The sequence below is a fragment of the Mesosutterella multiformis genome (assembly GCF_003402575.1).
Taxonomy (GTDB): Bacteria; Pseudomonadota; Gammaproteobacteria; order Burkholderiales; family Burkholderiaceae_F; genus Mesosutterella; species Mesosutterella multiformis.
Genome location: NZ_BGZJ01000001.1, coordinates 140,159 through 159,426 on the forward strand (window position 1 = coordinate 140,159; position 19,268 = coordinate 159,426).

Consider the following 19,268-nt stretch of genomic DNA (forward strand, 5'->3'; position numbering starts at 1 on the left):
GTCTTTTCAGCCCTTTTCAAGGGGCTCGCCGCATCACACACTAGCTGTCTCCCGGCAGGAGTCCGGATAATTCTCGCATGTCTTCAGAAAAACCATCGGCCAAACTTCATATTGATGATGAAATGAAGGGAACTGCCGACTTTCCTCTTTATGGCGAACGGATCGCTGACATCCTGCCGCCTGAGCACTTTCTCTGGCAGCTTCAGGGAAGTTTCCCCGGGTTCGATGATGAGCTTGCCGGGATGTACCGCTCGCAGAGGAGCCTGAAGCACATCTCGAAAGCGAGCTGGCCTGAAGACATACTGATTCCGGGCGACTTCTACATGCAGGGAATCGTGATTCCGCAGCTGCGCGGACTGCTCCCGCCGCTCTCCTCAAACCCCGAGGATCATCCCGAAACCGGCACCGTGGAGGTGCAGGAAGAGGGTGGGTTTGAAGGACAGGATGAGGAAGCTGCGGAGGATTTCGACCCGGAAACCAGTTTCCCGGAAGAAGGAGAAGAGGAAGAGTGGCAGGATCCAGTGAGCGGCGAAAATTTCGAGCAGGTTGTGTCGAGCATTCAGTCACGGCTCGCTGCCGGCAGCTGGGAAGTCTATAAGGACGTGATCGCGTACCCGCCGGAAGTTTTCCGTCAGATCGTGCGGGACGGAGAGGGGCTTACGGGATTCATCCCCAAGGCGCTCCTCAATAACCTTCACACACTCGCTTTCTGGCTCTCCTTCTCAGGACTTGATTTCGAGCTCCATGGTGAGCGGTGCCTCGGCTGCTTCATCTTCCGGGGGCAGAACATCGCGGGCGGCATGTCGCTTAACCTCGGCTTTGTAACGAAGAACTCATACTATGACTACGCGATCCCGCTCACCGTGCACGCGTCACTCGAATACATCATCGAGAGTTCCACGGAATTCATGGCTCAGGACCCAGCCACCGAACCTCCGATGAGCGAAAAGGAAAAGGCCTCCGTGAACGAGGATCTGAAAGATGCCTGGAAGCGGGTCTTCCCGGTGATCGTGCATCTCTTCACGCATTTCCCGGAAGACCTGTCGGTCCGCCGCCGCGGAAGCCCTTCACGCGCCATCATGAAACCTGAAGGGATGAACAGCCCCGTGGTGAACTATTGGAAGTGGGTTCCGGAAGAGGAGCGCTTCCGCTACGATCGGGTTCCGGCGCTGCTGAAGGGAAAACTCCGGAACGTATTCCTCCGCGAATTCGTCGAGGGGGAAAAGAACAGCCCGATTGAGGTGGCTCCTGAACCTGGTGTCCCGCCGACACTGAACTGAGAGTCCGGGAAAACGATTTTCAGGCAAAAATTTCGGGAGGCGACTTGATGTCGGCCTCCCGTTTTTTATCCCGATTCAGACTCAGCCTCGTGTCCGGGTCTTCATGAGACGCTGACGATCGCGTTCCCACTGCTTCTTCGATTCATCAGCGCGCTTCTCGAATTCACGCTTGCCTTTTGCAAGTGCGAGCGTCATCTTCACGCGGCCCCGGCTGAAATGAAGATCCAGCGGAATCAGCGAGTAGCCCTGCCGCTCCACGCGGCCGATCAGGCGCATGATTTCGCGGCGATGCATCAGCACCTTGCGTGTACGGGTAGGATTCGCGCGCTCGTGCGTTGAGATTTCATCCGTCGGGTTCATGTGGGCGTTGCTCAGCCACAGCTCGCCGCCATACTCATAGACGTGGCTGTCGCCGATCTGCACACGGCCCGCGCGGACGCTCTTCACTTCCCAGCCTTTCAGAACCAGACCGCATTCAAACTTTTCTTCAATCGCATAGTTGAAATGCGCTTTTCGGTTGACGATATGTGGATTGTCAGATGGCACAGCTTTTACCCGAAGGAATATGTAAAAAAACACGTAGAATGACGGATCATTTTAGCAATGTATGGCGTGATACGTCCGGAGGTGAACTGATGACGGAAGAGCTGATTCGGATCCGCGTCTGCGGGATTGATAAAGATGGTGCGGGCCGCGAGTACAGCATCACGGTTCCATCCGGATCAACCGCGATGGAGGCCGCACTGGAAGGGGCCCGGAAGTTTGGGCTTCAGATGCCGGAAGAGGCCGCGCTGTCGCTCTGGGGACGCCGTGCGGATCCTTCGGCCCCGCTTTCAGACGGCGACCGCGTCGAAATCACGCTCCCTCTCACCATTGACCCGAATGACGCCCGACGGCTCCGGGCGGCCCGAGCGGGACACCGGGCGGCTTTTGCCCAGGGCCGTCACGGCGGAAAGCACCGGCTCGCCTGAAGCAGGGACCCTAGATTTCCTTTCCGGCAAACTGAGCCTCATAGAGTTCAGCGTAGCGGCCCCGCTGCTTCAGCAGCTCCTCATGCGTTCCGGACTCAGCGATTCGCCCCGAATCCATGACTACCACAAGATCCGCGTCCTCAATCGTTGAAAGGCGGTGCGCGATCACAATACTCGTGCGGCGCTCCATCACGCGCTGCATCGCACGCTGAATCGATTTTTCAGTCCGGGTATCCACGCTCGATGTGGCCTCATCCAGAATCAGAATATCCGGATTCGCGACAAATGCCCGGGCAATAGCGAGCAGCTGCCGCTCACCCGCGCTGAGCGTCACGCCGCCTCGGCCGATTCTGGCATCGAGCCCGCCCGGAAGCGCCCGGATCAGATCATCACAGTGACTCATCTCGGCTGCCCGCATCAGCTCCTCATCCGTCGCGTCACGTTTCCCGTAGGAGAGGTTATTGCGGACCGTATCTGAAAAAAGCACGGTATCCTGCAGCACAACGGCAATCCGCCGCCTCAGGCTCTGACGCGAATACCCGCGGATATCGTGACCTCCGACCAGGATCGAACCGCTGTCCGGCTCATAGAACCGGAGAAGGAGGTTGGAGAGCGTCGTCTTGCCGCTTCCCGTCGCGCCGACAAGGGCGACCTTCTTTCCAGCCGGCACTCTGAGACTGAGATCATGTATCACCGAGTGCCCCGGCTCGTAGGAGAAGTTCACATGCCGGAACTCAACTTCTGAACCTGAAATAACGGGCGCTTCCGCGCCGTCCTTCGGCTCAGGCTTCTGATCAAGAATATAGAAAACGCGCTCCGCCCCGGCCACCGCGGTCTGGAGCTGCCCATACACCATGGAGAGCTCATTCACCGGGCGGCTGAACTGTCTCACATACATAAGAAACGCGGCAATCACGCCCACGGTGATGACGCCCTTGAACGCGAGCCATCCGCCGAAGGCCGCCACGATGACAAAGCTGATATTCCCGATCGCGTTCATCACCGGTCCGAAGATTCCGCTCAGGGTTTCGGTCCGGACCCCGGCCTTTGTCAGACGTTCAGACGTCTCTTCAAACGACCGGATAACGGAAGCCTCCCGCCCGTAGGCCGAGACCGTACGGAAACCGGCTACCGTTTCTTCCACGGTGCCATTCAGGGTTCCAAGCTCCTTCTGCCGGCTTCTTGAATTCCGGCGGACCGGTTTGGAGAGAAGACTGGTCGAGAGCACCGTCAGCAGTACGCTCACAAAGCTGAGAAGCGCGAGCTGCCAGCAGAACCAGAGCATCACGGCCGCTGTTCCGGTAATCATGAGAATTCCGGAAATGAAGGTCGGCAGCGACATAGAGACGGTGGACGAAATGTTATCGATGTCGTTTGTCATCCGGCTCATCAGGTCGCCGTGGGAGTGGCGGTCAATGAAGGCGATCGGCAGCGTGATCGTCTGACTGAAGAGATCCCGCCTCAGACGCTTGATGAGACGCTGCCCCAGCTTCGCGCAGAACCACCCCTGCATGGTCTGCAGCACGCTGTAGAAGACGGAGAGCCCGGCAAAGAGCGCGAGAATCCGGAGGAGACTCCCTTCCCTCTCCCCCGCGATGATGTCAACCGCGTGACTCTGAAGCGCCGGGATAATCAGCGCGCAGGCGGTTCCCATCAGCACCACCGCGAGAATCACGGTGAGCAGCATCTTCTCGTGACCGAAGAACTTCAAAAGCCGGATCAGGGATTCACGGCCGTGCTCCGCTTTCTCATGCTCAGCGAACCAGGAACCCCGGCGTGAGCTGCCCGAATTCTTCTTTTCCATTTCACGCCCTCCCCGACTGAGAGGCCGCGATTTCCTGATACGCGGCGCAGTTTTGGAGGAGTTCATCGTGAGTCCCGACTCCGGCTATCCGCCCCTTCTCAAGCACAATGATCCGGTCCGCCCGCCGCGCCGTGGAAATCCGCTGAGCAACGACGATCTTCGTAACACCCGGGGCGAACCTAGACAGGGCGCTGAAAAACGCGGCCTCGGTTTTGGTGTCAAGAGCGCTTGTCGCGTCATCCAGAATGAGAATTTCAGCGGGCTTAAGAATCGCCCGCGCCAGTGCGATCCTCTGCCTCTGGCCTCCGGAGAGACTGGTGCCGCCCTCAGTCAGCAGCGTATCGTAGCCTTCCGGCAGCTTCGCGATAAATTCATCCGCCTGCGCGGCCGCGGCCGCCGCGCGGATTTCCTCGTCCGTCGCGTCAGGCTTCCCCCAGGAGATGTTTTCTCTCACCGTCGCGCTGAAGAGCTCACTCTTCTGAAGCGCGAAGGAGACTTTCCCGAGAAGCGCCTCGCGGCTATAAGATCTGACATCCAGCCCGTCAATCAGCACGGTTCCGGCATCCGGGTCATAAAAACGGGGTATCAGCCCCGCAAACGCGGTTTTCCCGCATCCCGTCGCCCCCATGACGGCAACGGTTTCTCCGCTCCGAATCCGAAGCGAGACACCGGAAAAGATGGGAGACGCGAGTCTCGGGTACCCGAAGGTGACATCCCGGAATTCCACTTCGCCCTGAGGACCGGGGCCTGTCGCCGCGTCACCGTAGCGGAATCCTGGCGTTACGGTCAGAACTTCCCTAAGACGCCGCCAAGAGGCAAAACCCCGGGCAATCATCTGAGAAAGCATCACGAGAATCAGAATGGAAACAAGAAGCCGCCCGGTGTACGTGATACCCGCCATGATTTCACCCGGTGTCGCCGCGCCGGATCCCGTCAGAACGGAGCCCCGGTAGAGGAGCGCCACCACCACGAGACTCATCAGGAGATTCATCGCCGGGCTGAGAAACGAAAACGCGAGCAGGATCTTCAGCTGCATCCGGATCAGGCGGTTATTGGCCCTTCCGAAGCGGATCCGCTCGTAAAGCTCGCGGCCGAAAGCCTTGATTACGCGGATTCCGGAGATATCTTCCTGCAGGATTTCATTCAGCTGATCGAGCCTCGACTGCAGCTTCGGAAAAAGCGGTTTCACCCAGGCGACGCAACCCGCGGCGCAGAACGCCATCACAGGAACCGCCGCAAGAACAATCAGCCCGAATTCCGGATTCAGGCGATGCATGAAGTAGATGCTTCCCGCAATCATGAGCGTGGTGCGGACGCCGCCCCGGATCAGCTGGGAAACGAGCGACTGAACCTGCGAGACATCGTTTGTCATGCGGGTAATCAGGGTGCCGCTCCCGAAGGAATCAAGCTGAGGAAAGGAAAACCGCATAATCCGCCGGAACACCTTCTTTCTCACATCGTTCCCGATATTCTGTGACGTGAGGTTCACGAATACGCTGTTCAGCGACCCGCAGACAGCGCCTCCCGCCACAATGGCGATCATGGTGAATCCGAGAAGCAGAATATCCCGGGCGCTCCCCTGCCCGCCATCCGTCAGCCCGAGAACCCCCTTATCGACAAGGGTCTGCATGAGAGAGGGCAGAAGAAGGTCCGCCGCTACTTCAGCCGCCATAAAGAGCACGGCTAGGAAGGCAAAAACCCGATACTTTCTGAAATACGGCCACATGGTCTGAATACGCGCGGTTAAGGGACCGGGGAATGCCCGGAATACAAAAGTCCTTATGTTAACGATTCTTATTTACGTTTGTAAGGATCTGCCGCGAAAAAGCCCCTTCTTTTAAAACCCGGGGCTGTTTTCCGCCGCTCTTGAAACCATTCTCCGCTTCTTTCCGGCGTTCTGCCCGGCAGACCCCCTCCAGGCGGGGATTCCGCATTAGGTTTCCCGCGGGAATTCAGGGAAACTTTTTATATAGATATTTATTTAATAACCTATCCAGACAAAAACAAACCCTGCCTCAGATTGAAGAAGCAGGGCTGCGCGTCTGGCGGAAGGGGTGAGAGCCATCAAATACTTTAAACAAAGGGATTTTATACAATTTAGATTTTTATGTGGTACTTTGTGTGGTACTTTCATGTTTTGCTAGCCTCCACCTTGTTCGGTTTTTTCTCTGAATCCGAACACAAGCACCTTTCTACTATCTCAAAAACGCTAAGACAACTGAGACAGTAAGACAAATTCAATATTTTTATATAAATCAATTATTTATGTAGTTTTTGTGGCGCTGTGCTTTCCAAGACAACACTAAGGCAGCCAAGGCAATAACTAAAAAGCGGCAATTTCCAAAAGTTTTCTCTTGGTCGTTGCCGCTTCCTGAGCCTCAGATCTGAATCAATTTAAGCACCTTAAACCGGCGCCTCAGTGATTCCATGGCATCACTGTTTGCCAGCTCTTCCTCCAGCTCCCCGTCATAAACCGCAACATCAAAGCGCTCGCGGTAGAACTCTAGCAAGTCTTCTATATCGGTTTCTGCCCACTCTGTGCGGCGGACATTCTCACCTACGGGACGCCGAGCAAGGTGCCGGTCTACAACTTTCGCCAGATCAATCATTGTCATTCTCCTTCCTCGCCTTCGCCCTCAGAGGAAGCCCAGCTCCATCCATGATCTCGTCAATACGCTCAAGATTGTCAATCAAGGCGATCACCCGGTATTTTGTTTCTGCCGTTAGCCCGAAGGAGAATGCAGCTGATTTCCTCCTGATTGAGTAAATCTGGTGGTGCTTGTCGGTGCTGTAGAAAAGGCCGCGCTTTTCTATCGCAGAAATGGCGTTGCTTTTCGGAAGCCCGCGCCCTGCCCTTGCTATGACATCATCAAACTGCTGGGAATCGTAGATTACCATTACCCCCTCCAAGCTTTCCGGCGTACCCTGCACTATCAAGCGGCCGAAAGCAGGGCTATAGCTAGCGACCAGATCACAGATCTTCCCATCCGGCCAGTAGATCTGATAACTCTTTGCAGACTTCTTCGGGTCTTCCTTCAGCGACTCTATAAAAGCCGCTTCCTGAGCTTCCGGTGTTTCTGCTGATGACGCCCACGCCTCGAAGCAAACACGAGCGGCGTCCACGGCATCCCCTTCGTTCCACGGCAACACGCCGTAAGAGATAGCCAGCTCACCAGCCACCGCGACAATTGCGAACGCATGCAACACACGCCCCATGGTTGCAGACGAAGAGGCTTCTGGGTATCCCTTTTCGAACGCCGCCACGCCTGCCCTCAGGTTTTCCTTGAAGGCCACCACACCGCTATTCTGGATGTCATCAATCAGCGTCTGAAGGAACGCCACGCCCGCCGTCCCATACACCGGACAGTTGCCGCAGTGGGAATCAATCCAGTTCCGGCGGCCTTCCGTTGCCAGCCCTTTAGGAAAGGTTTCAAAAATACCCTTGCTAGGATCTTCGGGATCTGCCTGAGCTGGGATATTGATGAAACGCACCAGCTCACCGGTTGCGGTTCCGGAATCCGCGCCTCTACCTGCCGTGCGTTTAATCTCTTCCAAGGATCCCTCGCCTGAAGACAATGCGTAGAGGCTCCACGCCTTGGACTCTTTCGCGTTCCCTTCCCGGTCGGAACGGCTACGATCAACACCATTCCCGATAGTGTAGGAAACTCCTCTGACAGCATCCTTAGCCTGCCCTAGCTCATCAAGGATCAGCGGCAAGTTGTTGTACTTCTTAGCTAAAGCTGAGGCTGCATTGGCTGATAGATTCCATGTGTTCACCCAGCTGGCGCCTCCCCAGACGGTCGATGCCGCCTTGAGGCCAGTGCTCTTTCCGGTCGAAGTTTTTCCAAAAAAATGAAAAATCCGGCTCGAATCGCCGATAATAGGCAAGACGGAGGCGGCCAGAGCTACGCAAATTGCAAAGCTCAGTCTCTTGGAGTGTGGAGCAATCTCACTGTTTAACCGCTTCCACTCTTCAAAGGTTCCCTTTGCCGTCACCGCCGGTGCGGCCGCCGCTGCCCCCAGCTCTGCGTCTGCCGCCCTGCGCGCCTTGACCGTTAGCCCGTCCCCCAGAACAAAGCAAGAAAAGTTTTCGTCCGCCCAGCCGCCGCAATCCACGGTTCGAATAGTCGGAAGCTCATCAAGCGGATAACTCATCAGGAATTGGTTCACGGGCGCCATCCCCCCACTGCTGGAAGGTACGCAGAAAGGCAAGCCCTCGCTTAGAAGGCGCTGGGTAAGTTTCGAGCCGCCCGCCCCAACTTCAGCCATGGAAATTGGCATCCGGTGAGTCTTGCCGTTATCATCCTTGAACTCAACAACGCGCCCCCAACCCTTACCGTCACGGCCGCAGGACTTCCCGACTACATCAAGCCGGGCGCACACGATGGTTTTGCTCTCTCCTTCGCCGCCATTCTGCGAACAACTGCGCACCCGATAGATGCCATCTTTCTCGACCTTGAATTTGTCACGCCCGTCACACCGGCTGGGAAACTCGTAGCAAGCCCCCCGCGCATATTTGGGTACGGCGCCTTCCGGCTCCTTAATTTCTAGTTTTTTCTCTCCCATATATTCAGCTCCTAGCTATCAGAAAATCGTTGTAGTCCTTCGGGTTACCGCGCCCCGTCCACGCCTTGAACGCCGCCAGCTCATCTCTCGAAAGCCCTGCTGGGCCGGGACAAACAAATAGCTTTGAACGCGGCACTATGCTCGTCGCCATCCGCGCGGCCATTTCCCCTACTCCGTTAGCGTCCCTGTCCCCACACAGCCACAAAGTGGCCCTTGGATAAGCTCTGCTGATGCCTAAGGCCGCCTCAGGCATGAACCCGGCGCACATTCCGGCCAAGCAGGGAACGCCGTACAAGGCCCGAACCGATATAGCCGTTGCCACGCCTTCCGCCAGCCCTACCGGCGTCACTGCATCCGAATGCGCCGGAACATCATCCGGGCGCCACACACAACCCTTGAAACGCCCGCCTTTTAGGAAAAACTTGCTCCCGTGCTCATCAATCATCTGGAGCGCCCAGACCTTTCCGAACTCATCCGAAACAGGCACCAGCAAAAGCCGACTTCCTCCCCCAAGGCGCTGAGGTCCTCCATCTGCATGCGGAATATCCGCCGCGTTGATGAGCGCCTGTACATCAGTCCGGCTTATTTCTCGCGCGGGGGCGCCGGGCAAACCCAACACCTTCTTGGTCTTCAAATAGGGGTGAGCATTCGAAGGCGAGGACGCACTCAGAATTGAATTCGCCAGAACAGAAACGGCCTCCTGCCGCTCAGCTTCTTCCCCCGCCTCCCTGACCCTGCAAGCCTCTCTTTCGGCTTCCAAGCGCTCCCACTCTTTACGAGAAATCCGACCGTTGTGCCTATCCTTGTAGCCGTAGAAAAAGAGCGCTGTCAGCCCTGTCTTCCAGTTAGTCACCAAGCCACCTTTGCCATCCGAGAAAAGCTTGATGCGACCATCACCACGGCCGCGCCGGTCGTTAATCAGGTTCGCGGCCATGAACCCGGCCCTCGATAACGGCCGTGGTTCTACGCCCAAGGCCGTGCAGGCCTCTTCTACCGTTGCGTACACAGGTAACTTCTCCCTCACGGCTTCACTCCCTGTGCGTAGCCGCCCACTGGCGAACTTCCTCGATATTGAAAAGCGGAACCTTGCCGAACTTCAGGGGGCGCGGGAACTCAACTACCGGGTTCTTTCTGAGACGGTCAACGGTTGACCGGCTACATCCGCCCAGAAATTCACACACCCACGATACGGGGGCATATTCGGGCGTGGTCTTTTCGATTTCTTTTTCTGCTTTCATGCTTTCACTCCAGTAACATGAGGCGCCGGTTTCCGCACCGATGCGGTTTGCCGCATTCCTCGTTTTTCTGAAGCAGATTTAAGCAGTTAAATTTCCAAAAAAACAGACTTCTGGGTTAGAAACCCTTGGGCGAGTTTCAAGAAAACTCTTCCCATGGTTTCGCCCTTTTCGATTCCTAACTCCGCGCCAATAAAGACAAAAAAAACCGGCAAGGGCTTTCCATTTATCCCCTGCCTTATTGAGCCAATGATTCTTGTCAGCTCAGCTTTCGTAATCGAAGCGTTCTACGGCCCAGAAAACCCTAAAGTGGGTTTCAGTCGGCGATATCATAACTGAATGTATTAAAAAGAATTTAAACCCATCAAACCGTTTTTCTCGGGCGACCGCCCAGATTTACGCCGAAGATGATGCGATTAAGCACCTTCAATTGGATACCAGAAAGCTCCCCTCCCTGACTGGAACCCCAGCCGTGCCTTTTAGCAGACAGCTTAAGGTTTGCCTCAACAATTTCTTTCGCTGATTTTGTGTGAAGCTCGTCTGAGGGTATCGTGTCTGCCACGGCTACGGCATTAACAACATCTGCCAGCGCCGGATGCTGCTCCATTACACCCAGAATTTCTTCCCCCGTTAATCCGTTCCCCGCTTTTTCGGTTTCAGCCGATTGGCCGACGCCTTCGTCAGCCGCAACGCCTGCCCGTTGCTCACGCTCTTCCTTAGAATCCAGTGGAAAAGGAATGCCCTTACAATTGCAGAACCTCTTTAACAAGGGAACGGGAATCCTTGTCAGCGATAATAGATCGACATTACTCACATCACGGAAAGCACCTAACGAAAGCTGTTCCCCAAAAAATTTTGGGCTTATGATTTTCATCGCCATTTTAAAAGCCGCTCCTCAGATACTTAAAACGGAATATCTTCTATGGCAGGCTCAGTATCCCATGTCAAACCTTCTTTCATCGCCTCTTCAAATGCGCGAATAGCCCGCCAATCTTCTCTCGCTTCCGCGAATGGATCCTTATATGGCGGATACCCTGCCAAGATCCGGGCAAACTCTTCAATAGAAAATTCACTTCTTGCTCTCAGGGCAAGCCATAACTTGGAACCTTCTTCCAATTTGGGACCTTCAACCAATTCGGAACCCGCTACCAACTGCATGATCGCAACTCTCCTGAGCTTATATATTGTGGTTAATTCACATCATTCGTCATCATATAGTAGCAAGTCCGCTCGCTGTTATCATCCTGCGCTCTTTTCTTCCCGCTCCGAAGGGTTCAGTTGTATTAAAATGTCTTAATTATTGTCTTAATTTCTTAGAACTGAGTTCTTATTTATTTTCATTATATATCAGTGATTTATATAATTTTGTCTTATGCCTTAGCTGTCTTAAGCCTTTACAGCCCCTTTTAGGCTCCCAAGTGACAAATAAAAGGGAGGGGAATGGGAACAGCCTAAAACAGACAGAAATAGAACTCTGAAAAATAAAACATCCAGCGCTATAGTGCTGGCGTAACAAGGCTAGGCAACAGGCTGGTATCAGCGCCTAAAACAACTGATAATCTGGCGCCCTGAGCAACCTCAGAAAACACCAAGTTTTTACTAGTACGCACGCCAGCACCATACCTCTGTCGGCTTGATGACGGAGAACAACTCAGGATGGACTGGAACCGAAGCGGTATCGCTCAATGTCATTTAGGAAATGCTCAACTCGCTCCGGTTTTATGACGCCGGTACGGATGCAGTAATCAAGTAACTCTTCCCTATAGCGAGGGTTTGTAAAGGAACGCCAGACCGTATCGCGGAAAGCCTCCCCCTTGCCAAAATCCACCGGCGCCCGATTCATCCACTCAGCCACTTCATCAGAGAACCACACAGTTCTCTGAGGCGACAGCACGCGAGGGCGCGAAAATTCTGGGTCCAACTTAACGCGGCGCCAAACGGTCGAAACCCCCATGCCTGTGATAATGGCAACCTGATAGACGGTAAGCGCAATGCGTCCGGCATTCCAGTTAGCCGGGACCTCAACCCGTTTTGTCCCTTTTGCTGTTCGAAGCGTCCCCTTGATAACTGCCGGTTTCTCCATATTCAAGACCTCGATAGTTATGTCCGGACATATTATCTCATCTTCACGGGCTAACGCGCGCGCGAGAGATCACTCATTTTTCAAGCTGGAAGACCACCAATATTGGCTTGAATGGTTAAAAAAGGTTTCCAAAAAATGAAATTCGTGCGCAAAAAATTGACTAAGGGCGCGGTCTCGAGGGCTTTCGATTTCAAAATCTGATCCCCCTACCCCTGTTGACGTTTCCGGGCAGCGCATAGAACGCAGCCACTGGAGCAGCTCATACCGTGCGTAACTGTTTCAGGTTACAGCCGCGCTCCAGTGCTTCCAATAACCCGCAGCCCACGCAATGGCTCAATTAACTCTGGGCGCTGCGGGGTTTTCTCCGTTTTATGGCATCGGATAGAAGTTCTCGCGCGCGCGAGCAATGTCAGGTTTTATCAGGTTCTCGCTGCCAATCTTTCTCAATGAAGCCGGTGTTCCTTTATACCCGGCCCGCCTGATGGCACTGCGCGCGCGTTCTAGTTGCGACATTAGCCCCGGGATGGCACCGCCTGCGGGTGGGGAAGCTAAGTAATGTTAAGAGCTTTATTGATGTTGCTTTCATTGATCAGGCCGGACGATACAAGAAACTCAATCAGCTCGCGCCTGTATCGAGGATTCCTCATAGCTTCAAGCACACAGTCCCGGAATCTTTCGCCCTTACCAAAATCGGCGGGCGCAGCATTCAAGTATTCATCCAGTTCATCCGAGTACCACGCTGTTTTGTGCGCACCGATTCGGCAAGGGCGGGGAAAGGCGGATTCAGTCTTCACCTTCCTCCAGACAGTTGAAGGCGCCAAACCTAAAAGCGCTGTTACCTGATACACGTTCAGGCACGTGCGCCCCTTGTCCCAATTATCAGGAACGTTAACCGTCCTTTCCCTTCCTCTGCTTCGTAATGTTATCTGCATTCAGTCCACCGCCGTAATAATATGTTCGGACATATAAGAATTGTCCCATATTCACATACGCCCGCACGGACCGTTGTAAAAACCCCTGCTAAAGCCCCCTCGCTTTCTGTACCCGGATATCTATTTCCGGCTATTTTAGAAAACCATAGGTTCAAGCAACTGAAGGCGCCGCCGGAAACGGCCCCTAAGCGCTCACATAAGGCCGCAAAAACGCACCGTTGGCCCGGGCTGCTCCCAACATCATGCACGTGCGCGCGGACCGTTCAGAAAATCCAACTTTTTCCCACTCGCTGAAGCGGTCGCAGGCTCTGGGAAAATAGCAAAAATCGCAGGCACTCCGCCGGTAATGTTGGTGCACATACCATCCGGGGAATACAGAATTTTATAATCAGCAGGCGCCGATTCCGGAATGCTATGAGGGGGTATCTGAAGCTATTGACGACCGAACCAGACCTCCCCCGGGAAAAGATCAAAAACCTCGGGCACTCAGTCTCCTAAGTTCGCCCTCTGATCGTCCGAGAAACGTTGACTTTTATAGACCAGTAGGCACTGGGTTTGGGATGCTACGGATGGTGCGTCTGAATTACCCCGCAACAACCTTTCTTGTAGTCGCAATCATCTTGTCTTTGTATTTCACTATATTGGTTATTGTCAGTTTTTCAATGACGCGGATGTAGCGTTCCATGTAATCGAAGTTGATATTGCCATCGGATGCAACGGGCAAGGTGACTTCGCAGGGTTTCACCCGAGGGTGTGTAATTTTTTGTGGGCGGCTCGTTCAAGGTTAATCGATGTAGGGGGTGATTCGGTCACCAAATAGCACAACCAATTCTCTCATAGCGGCACTCCAGTATGGAGAAGGCCGCACCCATCTTTTCTCTACTTTCCGGATTGCCAGAAAGAGAAGTTTCAAAGCAGCCGTTTCAGTAGGGAAAGCAGCTCGGGTCTTAATTACTTTTCTTAGATCCCGATTAAGGCTCTCTATGGCATTGGTTGTATAAATAAGTCTGCGGATATTTGGGGAAAAATCAAAGAAGGGGATCACCTTATCCCAGGAATCGATCCACTGTTTGGCGATGTAAGGGTATCTGAGCCCCAGTTCCGACTGTGCAAAAGCGTCCAGTTCCTTCCGCGCATCAGCCGCGTTTACGGCCCGGTAAATGGGCTTCAGCGCGCCGGCTACGGCCTTGTAATCCTTATATCCGACGAATTTCAGACTGTTCCTGATCAGGTGAACAATGCAGGTCTGCAGCAGAGTGTTGGGAAAGGCAGCTTCAAGCGCCTCCTTCATTCCCTTGAGTCCGTCTGTGACAGCAATCAGAATATCAGACACCCCCCTGTTTTTGAGTTCAGTGAAGACCTTAAGCCAATATTTTGCGCTTTCGTTATCAGCGACCCACATCCCCAAAACTTCCTTGCGGCCCTGGGCGTTTACGCCCAAGGCAAGATGGACCGCTTTCGGGGTAACAATGCCATTATCACCTCGGATTTTGACTCGAATAGCGTCAAAGAAAACAGTTGTATAAAACGGATCCAGAGGACGGTTCTGCCATTTTTCAACCTCAGGAAGGATGGCGTCCGTAACATCGCTGATAAATTCGGCACTGGTCTCCATACCGTATTCATCATAGAGAAAGCCTTGAATTTCCCGGGTTGAGAGCCCTCTGGCGTACAAGGCCAGAACCTTGTCCTCAAACCCCGCCAGCTGGCGTTTATGCTTAGGAACGACCCTCGGCTCAAACTCTCCCTTGCGGTCTCTGGGTACGTCAATACGGATATTTCCAAGGCTGGACGATTTGAGGGTTTTCGAACTATGCCCGTTACGCTCATTTTCGGTGACACGTTTACCGCCTCTTTCGTAACCGAGATGATTGGTCATTTCACCGTCAAGCATTTGAGTCAGCAGCCGACCGAGCATATGGGCCATAAGATTTTCCGCATCCTCTGCGGTATTAATCTCAAGCCCGGATTTCTTGGCGTTTTCTAAAATCTGTCCTGCAACACTATCCAAGGGGTCTGTCTTTCGTTTCATTTGAGGCTCCTCCAAGAGCAATTATCTCAGAGTCACCCACAAAATTTTCCTCACCCTCGGTGATTCGGTCACCAAATAGCACAACCAATTCTCTCATAGCGGCACTCCAGTATGGAGAAGGCCGCCCCCATCTTTTCTCTACTTTCCGGATTGCCAGAAAGAGAAGTTTCAAAGCAGCCGTTTCAGTAGGGAAAGCAGCTCGGGTCTTAATTACTTTTCTTAGATCCCGATTAAGGCTCTCTATGGCATTGGTTGTATAAATAAGTCTGCGGATATTTTGGGAAAAATCAAAGAAGGGGATCACCTTATCCCAGGAATCGATCCACTGTTTGGCGATGTAAGGGTATCTGAGCCCCAGTTCCGACTGTGCAAAAGCGTCCAGTTCCTTCCGCGCATCAGCCGCGTTTACGGCCCGGTAAATGGGCTTCAGCGCGCCGGCTACGGCCTTGTAATCCTTATATCCGACGAATTTCAGACTGTTCCTGATCAGGTGAACAATGCAGGTCTGCAGCAGAGTGTTGGGAAAGGCAGCTTCAAGCGCCTCCTTCATTCCCTTGAGTCCGTCTGTGACAGCAATCAGAATATCAGACACCCCCCTGTTTTTGAGTTCAGTGAAGACCTTAAGCCAATATTTTGCGCTTTCGTTATCAGCGACCCACATCCCCAAAACTTCCTTGCGGCCCTGGGCGTTTACGCCCAAGGCAAGATGGACCGCTTTCGGGGTAACAATGCCATTATCACCTCGGATTTTGACTCGAATAGCGTCAAAGAAAACAGTTGTATAAAACGGATCCAGAGGACGGTTCTGCCATTTTTCAACCTCAGGAAGGATGGCGTCCGTAACATCGCTGATAAATTCGGCACTGGTCTCCATACCGTATTCATCATAGAGAAAGCCTTGAATTTCCCGGGTTGAGAGCCCTCTGGCGTACAAGGCCAGAACCTTGTCCTCAAACCCCGCCAGCTGTGGCGTTTATGCTTAGGAACGACCCTCGGCTCAAACTCTCCCTTGCGGTCTCTGGGTACGTCAATACGGATATTTCCAAGGCTGGACGATTTGAGGGTTTTCGAACTATGCCCGTTACGCTCATTTTCGGTGACACGTTTACCGCCTCTTTCGTAACCGAGATGATTGGTCATTTCACCGTCAAGCATTTGAGTCAGCAGCCGACCGAGCATATGGGCCATAAGATTTTCCGCATCCTCTGCGGTATTAATCTCAAGCCCGGATTTCTTGGCGTTTTCTAAAATCTGTCCTGCAACACTATCCAAGGGGTCTGTCTTTCGTTTCATTTGAGGCTCCTCCAAGAGCAATTATCTCAGAGTCACCCACAAAATTTTCCTCACCCTCGTGCAAGGGCAGCCCAAAGGGTACACGAGTGTTTTCCAAAAGGTCCGGGAAAGGGGATCGCTCCGGTCCATGCTTTAAAAGCCTTTCTCGTTTAGGCGTCGATATTGATCGCAACCTTTCTGGTCGCCGTTGTCGCAGGCTTTTCCAAACCACTCTTTCGCCACGGCCTTGTTCTGCCGGACGCCCTGACCTTGTTCATACAAGACTCCAAGGTTGCCCTGGGCGGGGGCATAGCCCTGTTCAGCGGCTTTCCTGTACCATTTCGCCGCTTCTTGATAGTCTTGCCTGACACCTTGGCCGTTGGCATACGAGACTCCAAGGTTGAACTGGGCGTCGGCATAGCCCTGTTCAGCGGCTTTCCTGTACCATTTCGCCGCTTCTTGATAGTCTTGCCTGACACCTTGGCCGTTGTCATACAAGACTCCAAGGTGGAACTGGGCAGCAGCGGCTCCCTGTGCAGCGGCTTTCCTGGTCCATTTCGCCGCTTCTCGATAGTCTTGCCTGACACCTTGGCCTTTGGCATACAAGACTCCAAGGTTGAACTGGGCGACAGCATCGCCCTGTTCAGCGGCTTTCCTGTACCATTTCGCCGCTTCTTGATAGTCTTGCCTGACACCTTGGCCGCTGTCATACAAGACTCCAAGGTTGAACTGGGCGTCGGCATAGCCCTGTTCAGCGGCTTTCCTGTACCATTTCGCCGCTTCTTGATAGTCTTGCCTGACACCTTGGCCTTTGGCATACAAGACTCCAAGGTTGAACTGGGCGACAGCATAGCCCTGTTCAGCGGCTTTCCTGGTCCATTTCGCCGCTTCTTGATAGTCTTGCCTGACACCTTGGCCGTTGTCATACAAGACTCCAAGGTTGAACTGGGCGACAGCATCGCCCTGTTCAGCGGCTTTCCTGTACCATTTCGCCGCTTCTTGATAGTCTTGCCTGACACCTTGGCCGCTGTCATACAAGACTCCAAGGTTGAACTGGGCGACAGCGGCTCCCTGTTCAGCGGCTTTCCTGTACCATTTCGCCGCTTCTTGATAGTCTTGCCTGACACCTTGGCCGTTGTCATACAAGACTCCAAGGTTGCTCTGGGCGGAGGCATAGCCCTGTTCAGCGGCTTTCCTGTACCATTTCGCCGCTTCTTGATAGTCTTGCCTGACACCTTGGCCGTTGGCATACGAGACTCCAAGGTTGAACTGGGCGACAGCGGCTCCCTGTTCCGCCGCTATTTTGGCCCACTTTGCCGCTTCGGAGTAATTTTTAGCATCATAAGCAGCCTTTGCGTTTTCTAAGGCTCCTGCCCAAGCGGACGAAGGCGTCCCGGCTAAAAGGCAGAAGGCAGTTCCGATAGAAGCAAGGCAGAGTTTGAGATTCATCGCTGTTTTTCCTCTGAAAGTAAGGAGAACGAGAAATACCATTTGACTAGGGAAATATGCATCTCCTTCTGCAGGAGACGGATACCTTATGCAATAGTAAGCTTGCGGTCTTAAAACCGTCTACTCCCATCTACCCCGTATTAGTAAGGAGTTCCCTGCGAGCGACTCCTCCCCGTTGTGGAGGGAAGACGATTTTGAGGACCTGTACTTATTTCGCTCTGAACTTCGCCCAATCTTTCGGACATTCATTGAAAAGGAAATTCGCCCATGCCTGCATCATCTGGCGGCGTTGTTCTGCGTATTTTGTCCTCAGGTAGGCATCCCCGTTACCGCCCTTTGTGTGGTGCAAGGCAGCCTCCGTTAGATCTCTGCTGTATCCCTGCTCTGCCGCCCATGTCTGGAACGCCGCCCGTGCCGTCCCGTGCATTGTCATCAGTCGCCCGCCTTGCTCTTTGTCGACAAAGCCGTTGCCTCCAGCCTCTCGATCTCTTACGGACAGATTCTTAATGATTCTGGCGCAGGCCGCTTCGCCTACAACTTTTCCGCGTAGACTGCGAAAAACCGCATCCTCATCAGAACTCATCCCCAGCGCCTCCAGCCTCGAAAGAATGGCTAACGCCTGCTTGCTGAGCGGGACAACATGGGCCCCGTTGGCCGCCACTTTCATCTTCTGTGCCGGTATCGTCCACAGTGCGCGGCGCTTATCGATATCAGCCCAAACTGCATGACATTTGGCGCCGGCACGGGAATTTTTGATTACATTCCCCTGCCTTGAAGCAGTCAAAAGGATAAACAGGCAAGCCATGCCGCCCACGTCATTCACCCTCCCGCTTTCCACCAGAAGCCGGACAAAGCGGGGCAAGTCTTCCAAGTGGCACATAGGGTGATGGGTGGTTGCTTTGCACTGCCCAGCCTTTGGGAGCCTGTCTTTCAAGACTTCACTCGTTGCCGGATTCCCTAGGGCGGGACTGCGATAGCTGTTCTCCAGCCTCAGGCACCAGCGGAAGAAGGGGGAAAGAAGGTGCTGGGCTTTCTTGCCCGTTGAAGGCGACTTTATCAGCAAAGGTGTCAATACCTGTGCTATGGCCGCCGGGGTAACCTCATTAACCCCTTTCCCTCCCAGCCCCGGAGATAAGTGAAGCCGGTAGAGGCGTTCATAATCCGGAAGCATTTTCGGCGACTTCCAAAGATCCATTTTTTCGCAGTAAGCAAAATATTTTGGAAAAAGCTCATCCAGAGTATGTTCGGTAGGCTTATCATTCTTTACTTCCTGAGAAACCTCTGCCCTTGGATCACGCCCCTCAAGAATGTCTTCCCGGATTTTCTGGGCTTTCTCCCGAGCTTCGGCCAGCGTTACCGCGCCTACCTGCTGTTTGTATGTGTACCTGCCCAACCCAAAGGTCTGCTTGGTTCCGCCTGTCCGAATGACAAACTTCCACGCCCGGCTAATTTCGCCAGCTTGAGTTTTCCTCACAACCAGCAACAGCGTCCCTGCAACGCCGCCCACATTGTGTTCACCGATCGCTTCTGATTTTTGCCGAACTTCCAACGGCGTAAGAACCCGTGCTGTTCTCATCCCTCCTCCCATGTAGCTTTATGTGGTACTTAGAGTTTAAACAAACTCACGTGTGGTACTTTGGATGG

16 protein-coding genes and 1 pseudogene are annotated in these 19,268 nt (G+C 53.7%); 2 read left to right on the forward strand and 15 right to left on the reverse strand.

Annotation, left to right across the window (positions count from 1 at the left end; all coding sequences use genetic code 11):
* The first annotated feature begins 77 nt into the window (after nucleotides 1-77).
* Nucleotides 78-1,280 carry a hypothetical protein gene (locus M4NBBH2_RS00625; protein ID WP_116269296.1) on the forward strand — a complete coding sequence of 401 codons (1,203 nt, stop codon included), beginning with the start codon at nucleotides 78-80 and terminating at the stop codon, nucleotides 1,278-1,280.
* An 81-nt stretch (nucleotides 1,281-1,361) separates the two neighbouring features.
* On the opposite strand, the gene smpB is transcribed toward M4NBBH2_RS00625, so the two are convergent.
* Nucleotides 1,362-1,826: an SsrA-binding protein SmpB gene (smpB, locus tag M4NBBH2_RS00630; protein ID WP_174703607.1), complete on the reverse strand. Its 465-nt coding sequence runs from the start codon at nucleotides 1,824-1,826 to the stop codon at nucleotides 1,362-1,364.
* 38 nt (nucleotides 1,827-1,864) lie between these two features.
* Between smpB and M4NBBH2_RS00635 the strand changes: the two genes are divergently transcribed.
* Nucleotides 1,865-2,251, forward strand: coding sequence for an RnfH family protein (locus tag M4NBBH2_RS00635; protein ID WP_170135088.1), 387 nt, complete (start codon nucleotides 1,865-1,867; stop codon nucleotides 2,249-2,251).
* A 10-nt stretch (nucleotides 2,252-2,261) separates the two neighbouring features.
* Here M4NBBH2_RS00635 and M4NBBH2_RS00640 read toward each other — a convergent pair whose 3' ends face one another.
* From M4NBBH2_RS00640 to M4NBBH2_RS00710, 14 genes and pseudogenes are all read right to left on the reverse strand, one after another.
* Nucleotides 2,262-4,055 (reverse strand): ABC transporter ATP-binding protein, encoded by a 1,794-nt coding sequence (locus tag M4NBBH2_RS00640; RefSeq protein ID WP_160117847.1) that lies wholly within the window; start codon nucleotides 4,053-4,055, stop codon nucleotides 2,262-2,264.
* 1 nt (nucleotide 4,056) lies between these two features.
* A complete protein-coding gene (locus tag M4NBBH2_RS00645; protein WP_170135089.1) occupies nucleotides 4,057-5,736 on the reverse strand; it encodes an ABC transporter ATP-binding protein in 1,680 nt (559 codons plus the stop codon).
* Nucleotides 5,737-6,433: 697 nt separating this feature from the next.
* Nucleotides 6,434-6,664, reverse strand: coding sequence for a hypothetical protein (locus tag M4NBBH2_RS00650; RefSeq protein ID WP_116269300.1), 231 nt, complete (start codon nucleotides 6,662-6,664; stop codon nucleotides 6,434-6,436).
* Nucleotides 6,657-8,621, reverse strand: a complete 1,965-nt coding sequence (locus M4NBBH2_RS00655) for a DUF927 domain-containing protein (protein WP_116269301.1) — start codon at nucleotides 8,619-8,621, stop codon at nucleotides 6,657-6,659. The genes M4NBBH2_RS00650 and M4NBBH2_RS00655 overlap by 8 nt, the downstream gene beginning before the upstream one ends.
* Before the next feature lie 4 nt (nucleotides 8,622-8,625).
* On the reverse strand, nucleotides 8,626-9,645 hold the full coding sequence (locus M4NBBH2_RS00660; protein WP_125064636.1) for a primase/helicase family protein: 1,020 nt from the start codon (nucleotides 9,643-9,645) through the stop codon (nucleotides 8,626-8,628).
* Nucleotides 9,646-9,649: 4 nt separating this feature from the next.
* On the reverse strand, nucleotides 9,650-9,859 hold the full coding sequence (locus M4NBBH2_RS11685) for a helix-turn-helix transcriptional regulator (protein WP_125064637.1): 210 nt from the start codon (nucleotides 9,857-9,859) through the stop codon (nucleotides 9,650-9,652).
* A gap of 361 nt (nucleotides 9,860-10,220) precedes the next feature.
* Nucleotides 10,221-10,736, reverse strand: a complete 516-nt coding sequence (locus M4NBBH2_RS00670; RefSeq protein WP_116269304.1) for a hypothetical protein — start codon at nucleotides 10,734-10,736, stop codon at nucleotides 10,221-10,223.
* Nucleotides 10,737-10,759: 23 nt separating this feature from the next.
* Entirely contained in the window at nucleotides 10,760-11,014 is a 255-nt protein-coding gene (locus M4NBBH2_RS00675) for a hypothetical protein (RefSeq protein WP_116269305.1), read from the reverse strand.
* A 493-nt stretch (nucleotides 11,015-11,507) separates the two neighbouring features.
* The gene (locus M4NBBH2_RS00680; protein WP_116269306.1) at nucleotides 11,508-11,939 is read right to left on the reverse strand and encodes a helix-turn-helix transcriptional regulator; all 432 of its coding nucleotides are present in this window, start codon (nucleotides 11,937-11,939) and stop codon (nucleotides 11,508-11,510) included.
* Between the two features lie 548 nt (nucleotides 11,940-12,487).
* Nucleotides 12,488-12,871: a helix-turn-helix transcriptional regulator gene (locus tag M4NBBH2_RS12300; protein WP_116269307.1), complete on the reverse strand. Its 384-nt coding sequence runs from the start codon at nucleotides 12,869-12,871 to the stop codon at nucleotides 12,488-12,490.
* Between the two features lie 784 nt (nucleotides 12,872-13,655).
* On the reverse strand, nucleotides 13,656-14,903 hold the full coding sequence (locus tag M4NBBH2_RS00690; RefSeq protein WP_116269219.1) for an IS256 family transposase: 1,248 nt from the start codon (nucleotides 14,901-14,903) through the stop codon (nucleotides 13,656-13,658).
* A pseudogene (locus M4NBBH2_RS00695) lies at nucleotides 14,875-16,196 on the reverse strand (IS256 family transposase). The gene M4NBBH2_RS00690 and the pseudogene M4NBBH2_RS00695 overlap by 29 nt, the downstream one beginning before the upstream one ends.
* A gap of 132 nt (nucleotides 16,197-16,328) precedes the next feature.
* Nucleotides 16,329-17,624: an SEL1-like repeat protein gene (locus tag M4NBBH2_RS12180; RefSeq protein WP_116269310.1), complete on the reverse strand. Its 1,296-nt coding sequence runs from the start codon at nucleotides 17,622-17,624 to the stop codon at nucleotides 16,329-16,331.
* 208 nt (nucleotides 17,625-17,832) lie between these two features.
* A complete protein-coding gene (locus M4NBBH2_RS00710) occupies nucleotides 17,833-19,200 on the reverse strand; it encodes a tyrosine-type recombinase/integrase (RefSeq protein WP_170135091.1) in 1,368 nt (455 codons plus the stop codon).
* Nucleotides 19,201-19,268 lie beyond the last annotated feature (68 nt).